This window comes from Streptomyces morookaense (assembly GCF_013030945.1).
GTDB classification, from domain to species: Bacteria; Actinomycetota; Actinomycetes; order Streptomycetales; family Streptomycetaceae; genus Streptomyces; species Streptomyces morookaensis.
In genome coordinates this window covers 1-13,712 of sequence record NZ_JABBXF010000073.1, presented here as the reverse complement: position 1 = coordinate 13,712, position 13,712 = coordinate 1, and the positions used below count along the sequence as shown (strand labels likewise).

The 13,712-nt window shown below is 73.7% G+C and carries 17 protein-coding genes and 1 riboswitch; of the genes, 6 read left to right on the top strand and 11 right to left on the bottom strand.

Going from position 1 to position 13,712, the window contains the following annotated elements; all coding sequences use genetic code 11:
• Positions 1-7: 7 nt before the first annotated feature.
• Both HG542_RS26590 and HG542_RS26585 read left to right on the top strand, forming a co-directional pair.
• The gene (locus HG542_RS26590) at positions 8-796 is read left to right on the top strand and encodes an SURF1 family cytochrome oxidase biogenesis protein (protein ID WP_171085721.1); all 789 of its coding nucleotides are present in this window, start codon (positions 8-10) and stop codon (positions 794-796) included.
• A gap of 36 nt (positions 797-832) precedes the next feature.
• A complete protein-coding gene (locus HG542_RS26585) occupies positions 833-1,588 on the top strand; it encodes an SDR family oxidoreductase (protein ID WP_171085718.1) in 756 nt (251 codons plus the stop codon).
• Positions 1,589-1,705: 117 nt separating this feature from the next.
• Here HG542_RS26585 and amaP read toward each other — a convergent pair whose 3' ends face one another.
• The 8 genes from amaP to abc-f form a co-directional block, all read right to left on the bottom strand.
• A complete protein-coding gene (gene amaP / locus HG542_RS26580; protein WP_171085716.1) occupies positions 1,706-2,245 on the bottom strand; it encodes an alkaline shock response membrane anchor protein AmaP in 540 nt (179 codons plus the stop codon).
• A complete protein-coding gene (locus HG542_RS26575) occupies positions 2,239-2,835 on the bottom strand; it encodes a DUF6286 domain-containing protein (protein ID WP_176607015.1) in 597 nt (198 codons plus the stop codon). Before HG542_RS26575 ends, amaP begins: the two co-directional genes overlap by 7 nt.
• On the bottom strand, positions 2,832-3,164 hold the full coding sequence (locus HG542_RS26570) for an Asp23/Gls24 family envelope stress response protein (protein ID WP_171085714.1): 333 nt from the start codon (positions 3,162-3,164) through the stop codon (positions 2,832-2,834). The genes HG542_RS26575 and HG542_RS26570 overlap by 4 nt, the downstream gene beginning before the upstream one ends.
• Positions 3,165-3,166: 2 nt before the next feature.
• Positions 3,167-3,358 carry a hypothetical protein gene (locus tag HG542_RS26565; protein ID WP_171085712.1) on the bottom strand — a complete coding sequence of 64 codons (192 nt, stop codon included), beginning with the start codon at positions 3,356-3,358 and terminating at the stop codon, positions 3,167-3,169.
• A 10-nt stretch (positions 3,359-3,368) separates the two neighbouring features.
• A complete protein-coding gene (locus HG542_RS26560; RefSeq protein ID WP_171085710.1) occupies positions 3,369-3,806 on the bottom strand; it encodes an Asp23/Gls24 family envelope stress response protein in 438 nt (145 codons plus the stop codon).
• A 101-nt stretch (positions 3,807-3,907) separates the two neighbouring features.
• Positions 3,908-4,705 carry an enoyl-CoA hydratase/isomerase family protein gene (locus tag HG542_RS26555; RefSeq protein WP_171085707.1) on the bottom strand — a complete coding sequence of 266 codons (798 nt, stop codon included), beginning with the start codon at positions 4,703-4,705 and terminating at the stop codon, positions 3,908-3,910.
• Positions 4,706-4,813: 108 nt separating this feature from the next.
• Entirely contained in the window at positions 4,814-5,035 is a 222-nt protein-coding gene (locus HG542_RS26550) for a helix-turn-helix domain-containing protein (RefSeq protein ID WP_043263790.1), read from the bottom strand.
• 369 nt (positions 5,036-5,404) lie between these two features.
• Entirely contained in the window at positions 5,405-7,003 is a 1,599-nt protein-coding gene (gene abc-f / locus HG542_RS26545) for a ribosomal protection-like ABC-F family protein (RefSeq protein ID WP_171085705.1), read from the bottom strand.
• Positions 7,004-7,192: 189 nt separating this feature from the next.
• On the opposite strand from abc-f, the gene ypfJ reads away from it, so the two are divergent.
• Complete coding sequence (gene ypfJ / locus HG542_RS26540; RefSeq protein WP_171085703.1) at positions 7,193-8,086, top strand: KPN_02809 family neutral zinc metallopeptidase; 894 nt, start codon at positions 7,193-7,195, stop codon at positions 8,084-8,086.
• Positions 8,087-8,158: 72 nt separating this feature from the next.
• On the opposite strand, the gene HG542_RS26535 is transcribed toward ypfJ, so the two are convergent.
• The 3 genes from HG542_RS26535 to HG542_RS26525 all read right to left on the bottom strand — a co-directional run bounded on the left by HG542_RS26535 (position 8,159) and on the right by HG542_RS26525 (position 11,558).
• Complete coding sequence (locus HG542_RS26535; protein ID WP_171085702.1) at positions 8,159-9,547, bottom strand: hypothetical protein; 1,389 nt, start codon at positions 9,545-9,547, stop codon at positions 8,159-8,161.
• Between the two features lie 111 nt (positions 9,548-9,658).
• Complete coding sequence (locus HG542_RS26530; RefSeq protein WP_171085701.1) at positions 9,659-10,780, bottom strand: alpha/beta hydrolase; 1,122 nt, start codon at positions 10,778-10,780, stop codon at positions 9,659-9,661.
• Positions 10,781-10,871: 91 nt separating this feature from the next.
• Positions 10,872-11,558 (bottom strand): class II aldolase/adducin family protein, encoded by a 687-nt coding sequence (locus HG542_RS26525; protein ID WP_171085699.1) that lies wholly within the window; start codon positions 11,556-11,558, stop codon positions 10,872-10,874.
• A gap of 112 nt (positions 11,559-11,670) precedes the next feature.
• Here HG542_RS26525 and HG542_RS26520 point away from each other — a divergent pair, with 112 nt between their 5' ends.
• The 3 genes from HG542_RS26520 to HG542_RS26510 form a co-directional block, all read left to right on the top strand.
• On the top strand, positions 11,671-12,945 hold the full coding sequence (locus tag HG542_RS26520) for an inorganic phosphate transporter (protein ID WP_171085697.1): 1,275 nt from the start codon (positions 11,671-11,673) through the stop codon (positions 12,943-12,945).
• A 14-nt stretch (positions 12,946-12,959) separates the two neighbouring features.
• Positions 12,960-13,157, top strand: a complete 198-nt coding sequence (locus HG542_RS26515; protein WP_171085695.1) for a hypothetical protein — start codon at positions 12,960-12,962, stop codon at positions 13,155-13,157.
• A gap of 151 nt (positions 13,158-13,308) precedes the next feature.
• A riboswitch (cobalamin riboswitch) is annotated at positions 13,309-13,376 on the top strand.
• 117 nt (positions 13,377-13,493) lie between these two features.
• Positions 13,494-13,712: cobalamin biosynthesis protein (locus HG542_RS26510; RefSeq protein ID WP_171085692.1), on the top strand; the 219-nt coding region annotated here is incomplete at its 3' end.

Sequence of the window (13,712 nt, the reverse complement as noted above, 5' to 3'; positions counted from 1 at the left end):
CAAAAGCGTGTACCGCTTCCTGTTGTCCCGGCAGTGGGTGATCCTCACCCTCGTGGGACTCGTTCTCATCCCGGTGATGGTGCGGCTGGGGTTCTGGCAGCTGCACCGCCATGAGCACAAGGTCGCGCAGAACAACCAGATCGCCCACAGCCTCGCCGCCGACCCCGTGCCCGTGACCGGGCTCACGGCACCCGGCCGCGAGGTGGCCGGCTCGGATGTGTGGCGCCGGGTCACGGCGAGCGGTACATACGACACCAAGGACGAGGTCGTGGTCCGGCGCCGGACCGACGACAACGGCCACCAGGGCTACTTCGTCCTCACCCCGCTGCTGCTCGACGACGGCCGGGCCGTCCTCGTCAACCGCGGCTGGGTCCCGGCCGGCGACGACCCGATGCGCTACCCGGACGTCCCCGCCGCCCCCTCCGGCAAGATCACCGTCACCGGCCGGCTGAAGCAGGACGAGACGACGGCCGCCAGCGGCATCAAGGACACCGCGGGCCTGCCGCCCCGCCAGGTGATGCTGATCAACAGCGACCAGCGGTCCAAGGCCATGAACCGCGCGGTGCTGGCCGGCTACATCGAGCTCGTCGACCCGGCGCCCAAGGACGGGCCCAAGCCGGTGGCCGCCCCCGACCACAGCGACATCGGCCCGCACCTGGCGTACGCCATCCAGTGGTGGCTGTTCGCCGGAGGCGTGCCCGTCGGCTGGTTCATCCTGGTCCGCCGCGAACGCCGGGACCGCCTGGCGGCGGCCGCCGCTCCGGAGACCGCCGCCGTGGCGGGCGCCACTCCGTAGGGACGGGCGTCCCGGGGGCACGGCAGACTGACCCCCATGGATCTCGGACTCAAGGACAAGGTGTACGTGCTCACCGGCGCGAGCCGTGGGCTGGGGTTCGCCGCCGCCCGTGAACTCGCCGCCGACGGCGCCCGGCTGGTGGTCTCCGGCCGGGACGGCGATGCCGCGGCGCGGGCGGCCGCCTCGCTGGGCACGGACGCAGTCGGCGTCGCCGCCGACAACGCCGATCCCGCGGCGGCGGAGCGGCTCGTCGCCACCGCCCGCGAACGCTTCGGCCGCCTCGACGGCGTCCTCATCAGCGTCGGCGGACCGCCGCCGGGTTCGGCGGAGGGCAACGACGACGACCAGTGGCGGGCGGCCTTCGAATCGGTGTTCCTCGGTGCGGTGCGGCTGGCGCGGACGGCGGCGGAGGCGATGGGCGAGGGCGGGGTGATCGGCTTCGTGCTGTCCTCGTCGGTGTACGAGCCCGTCCCCGGCCTGACGATCTCCAACGGCCTGCGGCCCGGCCTCGCCGGGTTCGCCAAGTCCCTTGCCGCGGAGCTGGGGCCGCGCGGCATCCGCGTGGTCGGGCTGCTGCCGGCGCGGATCGAGACGGACCGGGTACGCGAACTCGACGCGCTCTCCGGGGACTCGGAGGCGGCCCGGGCCCGGCACGAGGCGCGGATTCCGCTGGGGCGGTACGGGGCGCCGGAGGAGTTCGGCAGGGTGGCCGCGTTTTTGCTGTCGCCTGCGGCGTCCTACCTCACGGGTGTGATGGTGCCGGTGGACGGCGGGGCGCGGCAGGGGATCTGACCTCGCCGGTTGCCTCGCGGCACGTTGGCGGGGGCCCCGCGGCGCGTTGCCGGTTTGCGGGTGCGGGTGCGTCGGGGTTGCTCGCGCAGTTCCTCCCCCAGCGCCCCTTAGGGGGCGTTACTCCACCCGTTCCGCCCTGTGGCGTACCGTGCGGAGTCTGATCTCCGCCGGGAAGGCCGGCAGGCCCATCGATGTGCGGGCCGGGGCCAGCACCTCCTCCTGCAGCCGGTGCAGGGCCGCGGCCGGCGTGGCGTGCGGGGTCAGGATCAACGTGATCCTGACCCCCGGCGCCGTGCGGCGGCCGGTGAGGGGCGCCCTGGCCCGGTCCACCCCGTCCAGGGCCCCCGCCTCGGCCTCCAGCACCGCCTCCAGGGCCCGCCCCCGCACCGCCACCGTCCCGCCGTCGCCGCAGTCCACGGCCACCTCGCGCGGCCGGCGCCGGTGCAGTTGTGCGAGCAGCCACCACAGCGCGAGCAGGACCAGCGCGGACAGCACGGCGATGACCGTCGGCCACCACCAGCCGTGGGCCCGCCACTTGTGGCGGGTGGCGGTGCTCAGCAGCACGCCGTGCAGGCGGCCGGCCAGGACGGCCGTGCCGAGCGCCAGCAGCATCAGGCCGGCCAGCCCGACCAGCACCCGGTTGACGGCCCTCAGCACCGCGCCCTCCCCACCCGCGCCGACAGCGCGGGCTGCCGGGCCAGGCCCAACTCCCGTACGGTGTCGGCCAGTACGCCGTCCACGTCCGCGCGTACGTCGTCCAGGTCCCGGAAGTGCGCGCGGGCCCGGGCCCGTACCCTGCGGCGGCCCACGTCGACCCGGGCCCACTGCACGCCGGAGACCGCCATCACCCGGTCGCGCAGCACCAGTTCGGCGGCCGCGCGGTCCAGTGCGGCCCGTACGTCCGGGGTGTCGCGGCGCAGGGGCAGCAGCCCGCGCAGCCCGGGCGTTACGGCCAGGGCGATCAGCCAGCAGCCCGCCAGGACGGCGGCGGCCGCGCAGCCGGTGGCCCAGGCGCCGTCGAGCGGGCGGGTGGCCAGCTCGTGCGCGAGCCGGCGGCGCCAGGACATCGCCGGGCGGGAGGCGCGGACGGCGACGACGTCGTAGAGCAGAATCCCCGAGGCCCCCAGCACGACAGCCGCGACGAGGGCGGCGGGCACCCGGCGGGCGGACCAGAAGCGCCGGGCGCGGTGGGGGTACCTCTGGGGGCACCCCCAGCGGTAGCCGGGGGAGGTAGCCGGGGGAGTCATCGCACCCGCTCCCGGCCCTCGTCCAGGTGCGGCGAACGCAGCCGCTCCACGGTGACCGCCACCTCGGGGACCTCCAGGCCGGCCAGTTCCGCGACCCGCTCGGCGATCCGGGACCGCACGGCACGGCAGCGGGCGCCGATGTCCGTCGGGTACTCCAGCTCGACGGCCACCCGGACGCGGGCCGACTTCTCGTGCACCGTCACCGAGGCGCGCGGGAACTCCCCGTCGACGGCCTCGCGGGCCGCCTGTGCGGCGATCTTCGCGACGACGACATCGGCGATACGCGTCGCACCGCGCTCGCCGGGCGGTACCGGCTGCCCGTCCCCCATGTCTACCGCCGCCGCCCGTCGCGTTCCCGGGGGCGGAACAGGTCGCCCGGCTCCAGGTCGCCGTCCAGGAACCGGCCCGCCACGAAGCCGATGGCGCCCAGGGCCGCCACCAGCAGAAAGGCCCCGAATCCGCCGAAGTACCCGGCGAATCCGAGCGCCATGCCGGCGATCAGGCCGGCCACGGCCATGCTCATCGTGCGCTCCCTACTGGATCCTGGGCTCGGCCTCTTCCTCGTCCTCGCCCTCGTCCGGCAGCTTGACGTCGGTCACGGCGATGTTGACCTCGACGACCTCCAGGCCCGTCATCCGCTCCACCGCTGCAATGACGTTTTCCCGCACGGCGCGGGCCACACCCGCGATGGCGACTCCGTAATCGACCACGATCTCCAGATCCAGCGCGGTCTGCACCTCGCCGACCTCCGCCTTCACGCCCCGGGTGACGGCCTTGCCGCCCCCGGGCACCCTGTCCCGCACCGCGCCGAAGGTGCGGGACAGTCCGCTGCCCATGGCGTGCACGCCGAGCACGTCCCGGGCGGCGAGCCCGGCGATCTTCTCGACGACGCCGTCCGCGATGGTGGTCCGGCCGCGCTCGGCTGGCTCGGTCGGTGCCTTGGCCTTGGCTTGCGGTGGTGTGTCGGCCATCTCGACCGCCTCTCGTCCGGGGACGGGGTCCACTTGCCACCCTAGGGCGTGTCCGACGTCTCTGCGCCCCGTACGGGGCGCACCCCCTACGGAGCGGGGGGCTACTCCCCCATCCCCGCCAGGTCCCTCAGGCGCCGCGCCTGAGCCGCGCGCTCGGCCACGCGCTGCTGGTCATAGGTACGACCAGCAGCGCCCCGCAGCAACGCCTTGGTCTCCACGACCGCGTCACGCGGCGCGGCCAGCAGCGCGGCCGCCAAGTCGGCTGCGGCGGCGTCGAGTTCGTCGCGCGGGACGACCAGATTGGCCAGGCCGGTCCGCTCCGCCTCCTCCGCGTGGACGAAACGGCCCGTGGCGCAGATCTCCAGCGCCCTTGCGTAGCCGACCAGTTCGACGAGCGGCTGGGTGCCGCCCAGGTCGGGGACCAGCCCCAGGCTGGTCTCGCGCATGGCGAACTGCACGTCGTCCGCGCAGACTCGCAGGTCGCAGGCGAGGGCGAGCTGGAAGCCCGCGCCGATCGCGTGGCCCTGCACAGCGGCTATGGAGACGAGGTCGGTGCGCCGCCACCAGGTGAACGCCTCCTGGTAGGAGGCGATTTCGGCGTCGAGCGCCTCGTCGCTGCCGCGCGCGAGGTCCAGGAACGACGGCTCGCCGTCGAAGCCCTCGGGCGTGAAGGCCTGCCGGTCGAGCCCCGCGGAGAAGGACTTGCCCTCACCGCGGAGCAGCACGACGCGCACGCTGCCGGGCAGCTGCCGGCCCGCCGCGGTCAGCGCCCGCCACAGGGCGGGCGACTGGGCATTGCGCTTGGCGGGACGGTCGAGCGTGACCGTGGCAACGGCACCCGTGCCGTCGACGGTGAGCCGGACGCCGTTCTGGTCGAGCAGGGTCTTGCTGACAGTCATGGGGGCCTCCGAGTGGCCGCAGTCGCATGGAAACGTACTGCACAGTAACCACCCGGCCGACAGGTCGGCCGACCGGGTGGGCTGCCCACAACTGACTGTTGCGCGGCGTCAGACCGAGGCGGCCTTCTTGCCGCGCGTCGCTCCGCCGCGGCCGCGCAGGACCACGCCGGATTCGCTGAGCATCCGGTGCACGAAGCCGTAGGAGCGACCGGTCTCTTCGGCCAGCGCCCTGATACTCGCACCAGCGTCGTACTTCTTCTTCAGGTCTGCCGCGAGCTTTTCGCGCGCGGCGCCGGTCACCCGGCTGCCCTTCTTCAGAGTCTCGGCCACCCGTGCCTCCTCAGGGGGAGATGCTCCTCTTGTCTCTCATGATCACCCCTAGGCGGCGTCCTGGCCACCCATTCGGCAAGGTCCATGGGAAGTCCGCAGGAAACGGATCCCGTGATTTCCGGCTGCGCCGGGGCCTGGAGCAGGCGATTCCGTCCGGATCCGGTCGTACGGCCGTCCGGGTGGCGCAGGGAAGAGGCAGGTCAGAGGGGGCACTGGAAGCACTCCCGGGGCGGGGGTCCGGCAGCCGGGGCGGCGCGTGCGCCGGAGCGCACCGCCACACCCCGGTACGAGCCGTCCTCACTCAGATGATGGATCACGCATCGGCCGAATGATCGGGACGGCCCCGATCACGGCCGGCGGGGCCGGGGATCAGGCCAGGGCGACCAGGTCGGCGTAGTCGGGGCCCCAGAGGTCCTCGATGCCATCCGGCAGGAGAATGATGCGTTCCGGCTGGAGGGCCTCGACGGCGCCCTCGTCGTGCGTGACCAGGACGACCGCGCCCTTGTAGGTGCGCAGGGCGCCGAGGATCTCCTCGCGGCTGGCGGGGTCGAGGTTGTTGGTGGGCTCGTCCAGCAGCAGCACGTTCGCCGAGGAGACCACCAGCGTGGCGAGGGCGAGACGGGTCTTCTCGCCGCCGGACAGGACGCCCGCGGGCTTGTCCACGTCGTCGCCGGAGAACAGGAACGAGCCCAGCACCTTGCGCACCTCGACCAGGTCGAGGTCGGGCGCGGAGGAGCGCATGTTCTCCAGGACCGTGCGGTCCGGGTCGAGCGTCTCGTGCTCCTGGGCGTAGTAGCCCAGCTTGAGGCCGTGGCCCTCGACGACCTGGCCGGTGTCGGCCTTCTCGACGCCGCCGAGCAGGCGCAGCAGGGTCGTCTTGCCGGCGCCGTTGAGGCCGAGGATGACGACGCGGGAGCCCTTGTCGATGGCCAGGTCGACGTCGGTGAAGATCTCCAGGGAGCCGTACGACTTCGACAGGCCCTCCGCCGTCAGCGGCGTCTTGCCGCAGGGCGCGGGCTCGGGGAAGCGCAGCTTGGCGACCTTGTCGGAGACCCGCTCGTCCTCCAGCCCGGCGAGCAGCTTCTCGGCGCGGCGGGCCATGTTCTGCGCGGCGACGGTCTTGGTGGCCTTGGCGCGCATCTTGTCGGCCTGCGCGTTCAGGGCGGCGGCCTTCTTCTCCGCGTTCTGCCGCTCGCGCTTGCGGCGCTTCTCGTCGGCCTCGCGCTGCTGCTGGTAGAGCTTCCAGCCCATGTTGTAGACGTCGATGACCGAGCGGTTGGCATCGAGGTAGAAGACCTTGTTGACGACGGTCTCGACGAGGTCGACGTCGTGGGAGATGACGATGAAGCCGCCGCGGTAGGTCTTGAGGTAGTCGCGCAGCCAGACGATCGAGTCGGCGTCGAGGTGGTTCGTGGGCTCGTCGAGCAGCAGGGTGTCGGCGTCGGAGAAGAGGATCCGGGCGAGCTCGACGCGGCGGCGCTGACCGCCGGAGAGGGTGTGCAGCGGCTGGCCGAGCACCCGGTCGGGCAGGCTGAGCGCGGCGGCGATGGTGGCGGCCTCGGACTCGGCGGCGTACCCGCCCTTGGTGAGGAACTCCGTCTCCAGGCGCTCGTACTTCTTCATCGCCTTCTCACGGGTGGCGCCCTTGCCGTTCGCCATCCGGTCCTCGTTCTCCCGCATCTTGCGCAGCAGGACGTCGAGGCCGCGGGCCGAGAGGATGCGGTCGCGCGCCAGCACGTCGAGGTCACCGGTGCGGGGGTCCTGCGGGAGGTAGCCGACCTCTCCGGAGCGGGTGATGGTGCCGGCCGCCGGGATGCCCTCGCCCGCGAGGCACTTGGTGAGGGTGGTCTTGCCGGCGCCGTTGCGGCCGACGAGGCCGATGCGGTCGCCCTTGGCGATGCGGAAATTGGCGGACTCGATGAGGATGCGCGCGCCGGCGCGCAGCTCGATTCCGGAGGCGGTGATCACGGGAAGGACTGCTCCTGGGCAGGACGGGCGGCGGACGAGACGGACTGCGGTCGTGCGACGCCGTCTAATGCACAGGGAGGAATGCCATGGGGAAAAGTCTAGCGGGGGCGGGCAAGTGGATTGCCGGGCCGGCGACCGGCGCTTCGCGGATACTCGGGGTGACGGAGCAGGTACGGAAGGCGGTGGGGCATGCAGTTCGACGACGATGCGGATCTGGACACCTCCCAGGTGCAGGACCGGCGGGGCGGGGTCCCCGGCGGCGGGCTCACCATCGGCGGCGGGATCGTGGGGCTGCTGGCCCTCCTGGCGGGGCTGTTCTTCGGCATCGGCCCGGAGGAGCTGGGACTGTCGTCGGGCGGTCAGTCCCCGACGGCCGCTGCTTCGGCCAGTACGGACGCGCAGGTCGCGCAGCACTGCCGCACGGGCAAGGACGCCAACACCCGCCAGGACTGCCGGATCGTCGCCGTCGTCAACAGCGCCCAGTCCTTCTGGAGCCAGGAGCTGGCGCGGCGGGGGAAGACGTACACCCCGGCGTCGACGGTGTTCTTCACGGGCCGGGTCCAGACCGCGTGCGGGGCCGCGACGTCGGCGGTCGGCCCGTTCTACTGCCCCGGCGACCGGAAGGTCTACCTGGACCTGGGCTTCTTCGACGAGCTCAAGACCAAGTTCGGCGCGAGCGGCGGCCCCTTCGCCCAGGCGTATGTCGTGGCGCACGAGTACGGGCACCACATCCAGAACCTGCAGGGCACGCTGGCCCGCAGCCAGGACGGGCAGAAGGGCGCCGGCAGCGCGTCCGTGAAGGTCGAGCTGCAGGCCGACTGCTACGCCGGTGTGTGGGCGAAGCACGCGACGACGACGCCGGAGAAGTCCACCGGCAAGCCGCTGGTCACCCAGCTGACGCAGGGTGACATCAAGGACGGGCTGTCGGCGGCGGCTGCGGTCGGGGACGACCGCATCCAGGAGCGGTTCCAGGGGCGGGTGACGCCGGAGAGCTGGACGCACGGGTCTGCTGCGCAGCGGCAGCAGTGGTTCACGACCGGGTACTCGACCGGGGACATGGGGCGGTGCGACACGTTCCGGTGACGGGACGCCCGTAAGGCCTGCGCCCGTAAGGGGCGCTGGGGGCACCTCCCAGCGTCCCTTACGGGGCGAGGCCTACGCCCCGCCCCGGTGGACCTGGAACGCCGCCCGGCGCACCGCCTTCGCAAGGGCCGGGTCCGGGTGCGCAGCAGCCAAGGCCACCAGCACCTGGACGGTGCGGGGATGCCCGACGGCCCGCACCTCCTCCAGGAGGCCCGGCACGGTGCCCTGTACCGCCGATTCCAGGTGCCGCACCAGCAGGCGGCTCTCGCCGTGGTCGGCGACGGCCGCCGCCGTGTCCACCCACAGCCAGGTGGCCTCTTCGCGGGTGAGGACCCCGGCCGCCTCCTCGGGGTCGCCGCCCTCGTGCTCGGCGATCCACAGCAGCGCGTACGGACGCAGGCACGGCTCGTCCGCCGCGGCCCGCACCGCACTCTCCGCGGGGGCGCCGACGGCGCGCAGGGCCTCGAAGGCGAGGCCCCGGACCATGGCGTCGTCACCGCGGGCGGCGTCGAGGAGTTCGGCGACCGCGCTGCGCACCGGCCGGGCGGCGAGCCAGGCACGGTACTCGGCGCGGGCGGGGCCGGGGGTGAGGTCGGCGCAGCCGCGCAGCATGGCCTCGGCGCCCAGCTCGATGTTGCCCGCGGGGCTCTGGGCGGCCACGCAGATCTGTTCGAGCTTGACCCACACCGCCCAGTTGCCGAGCGGGGTGAGCACGGCGGCGCCGTCCCGCACGACGAGCGCGCCGACCGAGGCGAGGGCCTCCAGCGCCCAGCCGAGCAGCCCGGGCAGCGGGTCGGGACCGCCGGGGGCGGGGGTGACGGGGCCGGGCTGCCGGCCGTCGTAGGGGATCTCGCACCGCTCGGCGCGGATCTCCGCGACGCGCTGCTGGAGCAGGTCGAGCAGCATCGCCTCGGCGACCGGCCCGGCCGACAGGTGCATGACGGACAGCAGTTGGGGCACCGCCTCGACGACCTCGGCGGCCACGGCGAGGTCGGTGCCGACGGGCTCGGGGTGGGCCAGGGACCAGGCGTCGAAGAGTGCGACCCAGCCGCGCAGCACGGCGCTGTCGTCGCGGTCCCAGGCGGTCAGCCGCCAGCCGGGGCGGGCGGTGCCGCCGTGCAGTTCCAGGAGTCCGGCGAGTCGGGCCCGGTCCCAGTCGGTGCGCACCTGTGCGTCCGTCAGTCCCAGGGCGGCCGCGGCCCGTCCGGCGGCGCCGGCGAGGTCTCCGGGGCCCTGCAGCGAGGCGCCGCGCAGGCATTCCTCGGCAGCCCAGCGGGCCAGCCTGACCGCGCCGGTGAGCCCGGCTCTGGCCTGCTGGGCGAGTTCCGCCCGGGCCGGGGTGCCCGCGGGCGGGCGGGGCGCCGGTCGGGAGCCTCGGTTCGCCACTGCCCGGCGGGCGGAGGCGATCGGCTGTCGGGGAACGAGTCTGAGCCGGGAGTCGCGCGGAGTACGGGACGTCACAGGAGCAGTCTTGCCGTTCACGCTCCGAAAACCCAATCGGAATCAACTATCCGGCCGCGCACGCCTGCTGACGGGAGGCTCCGGGCGCACGCGCAGGAGCTGCGCCGGGAGCTACATCAGGGGCGTCAGGAAGCGCCGCAGGGCCTCTTCGCAGCCCTGTGGGTCGGCGTTCCACGCCCCGGCGTGCCCGGCTCCGCGGACCGTGTGCAAGTGCATCAGATCGGGTCGGCGCGCGACGAGTTCGCGGGAGTGCTCCGGGGGTGCGACGGTGTCGTCGGTGCCGTGCAGGACGAGCGCCGGCACGGCGAGCCGGGTGGTGTCGGCGGCCGCGAAGAGCCCGTCGGCGGTCAGGCCCGTCCTGCCCTCGGCGGCGCGCACGGCGAGGCCGAGGAGGGCGCCGCGGGCGCGGTGCCGGGCCAGGGAGCGCAGGGCGGCCTGCCAGTCCAGGACCGGGGAGTCCAGGACGAGGCCGCTGACGCGGTCGCCCACGGCGGAGTCGAGGGCGGTGAGCAGGGCCGTCGTGGCACCGGTCGACCAGCCGTAGAGCACCGTGCGCCGGGCGCCGCTGTGCAGGGCGTGCCGGACGGCGGCGTCGAGATCCCGCCACTCGACGGCGCCGAAGTGGCCGATTCCGTGCGGTGGCCGCGGGGCCCCGGGGTCGCCGCGGCAGGAGACGGAGAGCACGGGGAACCGCAGGCGCTGCAGGAACGGCAGCACGTTCAGGGGGTGCGCGCGGGTGGTGCCGAGACCGTGTGCGGCGATCACCCAGGTGTCGCGGACGCCGGGGACGAACCAGGCGGGCAGTGGCCCGAGCTCGCCCGCCACGTCCACATCGGCGTGGTGGATGCCGAGCGCCTCCTGCGGGCCGCCGGTGTAGAGCTCCGGGGTGAGCCAGACGCGGTCGCCGGGCTCCAGGGCGCCGTGCGCGACGCTCTCCAGGTGCCGTACGACGCAGTCGTGCGGGTGGGAGATGTCGGCGACGACGGGGCCGGTCACGGCGTGCAGCCCGGGCCCGGCGAGCCCGTAGGTGCCGGGGCGGAGCGTCGCGGGGGTGCGGGTGAGGGTGACCGTGACCGCGTCGGCGGCGTGCACGGTCACGCGCTGCTCGCCGGGCAGCGGGCCCGCGGGGACCTTGAGGGCAGCGTCGCCCGCGTACCGCCCGGCCGCCACCGCGGCCGCTCCGGCACCGATCACGGTCGTGACGGCCGCGGCCGCCGCTCTGCGCAGGAGCATCGCTTCCAGTGTGGGCGGGGGCGGCCGTCACGGCCAGTGGACCGGGTGACCGCCCGAGCGGTCTCGGCCGAGGTCCTGCGGAGTGCCCGGCTCAGCCGGTCGGCTGCCCGTACCCGGCGAGCCGCCCACTGGCGGCGGCGAGCTGGCCCGCGTCCAGCAGCGTGGGCGTGCGGCCGGGGACGGAGGCGGCGGCGAGCCAGACCCTGCACATCCACTCCAGCTGGGCGGTGCGGTCGTAGGCCTGGTCGAGGGTGGCGCCGCAGGTGAGCGTGCCGTGGTTGCGCAGCAGGCAGCCGGTGCGGCCATCGAGCGCCCGTACGACGCCGCGGGCGAGTTCCTCGCTGCCGTAGAGGGCGTAGGGGGCGACGCGGGGCGGTCCGCCGAGGGCCCCGGCCATGTAGTGGACCGGGGGCAGTTCGTCGACGAGCGTGGAGACGGCCGTGGCGTGGACGGCGTGGGTGTGCACGATCGCGGCCGTGTCGGTGGCGCGGTAGACGGCGAGGTGCATGGGCAGTTCGCTGGTAGGTCTCAGCTCGCCGAGGACCTGGCGGCCGTCGAGGTCCACGCCGACGGCATCTTCGGGGCGAAGCCGGTCGTAAGGGACACCGGTGGGGGTGACGAGCACCACATTTCCCACCCGTGCAGAGACGTTTCCGGACGTGCCCACAACGAGTCCGTCAGCAACGGTGCGCCGGGCCGCGGCCACCACGGCGGCCCAGGTCTCGGGGATTCCTGCGGGAAACCGTGCCGAGCGGATGCGCTCTTCGCGGTCCGTCATCGATATCGCCCTCCGGTTGTGGCCGACATGCGTCTCTGTTCAGTTCACCTTCCGTTCACCCAGCATCCCTACGGTCGCCGCGTACTGACCATCGAGCTGATTGCCTGGGTGAATGGAACACATCACGCTTCTCATCGGGATCGTGATCGTCACGGCCTTGGTGTTCGACTTTACGAACGGTTTCCACGACACGGCCAACGCCATGGCCACCACCATCTCCACCGGGGCGCTCAAGCCCAAGGTCGCGGTGGCGATGTCGGCGGTTCTGAACCTCGTCGGCGCGTTCCTGTCCGTGGAGGTCGCCAAGACCATCTCCGGCGGCATCATCGACGAGAAGGCCGGAGTCAGGCCCGAGATCATATTCGCCGGTCTCGTCGGCGCGATCGTCTGGAACCTCCTGACCTGGCTGGCGGGTCTGCCCTCCAGCTCCTCGCACGCCCTCTTCGGCGGCCTGATCGGCGCCACGCTGGTCTCGGTCGGCTCGCACGGCGTCCACGCGGACGCCGTCGTCATGAAGGTCGTCATCCCCGCGGTCGCCGCACCGGTCGTGGCGGGCGTCGCCGCGACGGCCGCGACCCGGCTCACCTACCGCCTGACGCGCGGCCGCGACGAGCAGGAGACCGCCAAGGGCTACCGCGCCGGGCAGATCGCCTCGGCCGCGCTGGTCTCCCTCGCCCACGGCACCAACGACGCCCAGAAGACCATGGGCGTGATCACCCTCGCGCTGGTCACCGGCGGCGTCGTCGCCCCGCACTCCGACCCGCCGCTGTGGGTCATCGTCTCCGCGGGCGTGGCCATCGCACTCGGTACGTACCTGGGCGGCTGGCGCATCATCCAGACGCTCGGCAAGGGCCTCACCGACATCAAGCCCGCCCAGGGCTTCGCCGCCCAGACGGGCGCCGCCACGGTGATCCTCGCCTCCTCGCACATCGGCTTCGCGCTCTCCACCACCCAGGTCTGCTCCGGCGCGATCATGGGCGCGGGCGTCGGCCGCAAGGGCGGCGTGGTGCGCTGGTCGACCGCCGGGCGCATGGTCGCCGCCTGGTGCCTGACGCTGCCCGCCGCGGGCCTCGTCGCCGGCGGTGCCGCGTTCCTCGCGGACCAGGGCGACTGGGGCATCGCCGCCGTCGCGGTGCTGGCGCTCGCCGCCTGCGGCGCCATCTGGCTGGCCTCGCGCCGCAAGCCGGTCACCCACGACACGGTGGCCGGGACCGCCGCCGCGCCGCACGTCGGCCCCGCGGCGCCCACCGCCTCCGAGCCGGCCGGTGTCGTCACCGCCGCCCTCCAGGCCGTCGCCCCGCCGCCGGCCGGGCCGATCGCCCCGGCCGTCTCCCCGACCAGCGAGGCCGGGCGGTCCCCCGCCGCCCCGGCCGCCGCCGCGAGCTGAAGGACGTACAGACCATGCACATCGACTGGGCAGCTTTCGGCCAGGTCTTCGGCGTCAGCCTCGTGGTGACGGTGGCTCTGGTGGGCGTCTTCACGCTCGGCATCGTCGGCACGACGTCCCGCGCGACGGTGGCTGCGCGGAGCGGTGCCTATGCGTGCTACGCACTGTGTGCGGCGGCCGTGGGGTACGGCATCTACTTGATCGTGGGTTGACCACGGCGCCCCGTAAGGGGCGCTGGGGGCACCTCCCAGCTACCCGCTGGGAGGTGCCCCCAGCGCCCCTTACGGGGCGCGGGCATTTGTTTGAATTGACGCCCCTTCCCCGCGCGTGGTGGACTGCCCAACGCCAAACGGCGACAGCACAGAGGAAGCCGGTGTGAATCCGGCGCGGTCCCGCCACTGTCACCGGCGCGCGCCGGGAGCCAGGAACTCTGGTCGCCGGTCACGTCGAGCCAGGGCGCGGACCCTGAGTGAGGACACATCGCCATGCCCGGCTGTCGCCCACCCCGTCGTCCCGGATCCAGGTACCGCATCACGGCGGTCTGACCGGTGCCCGTCGAAAGCATCGGACTCGCGCTCGGCTACCTCGGTGACCTTCTGATCGGCGACCCACGACGCGGGCACCCCGTGGCCGCGTTCGGCCGTGCCGCGCACGCCGTCGAACAGCGCCTGTGGCGCGACCACCGCGGCCGCGGCACCCTGCACGCCCTGCTCTGCGCGGGCGGCGCCGCGGCCGGCGCCGGGCTGCTGGCCCGTACCGCCCGCCGC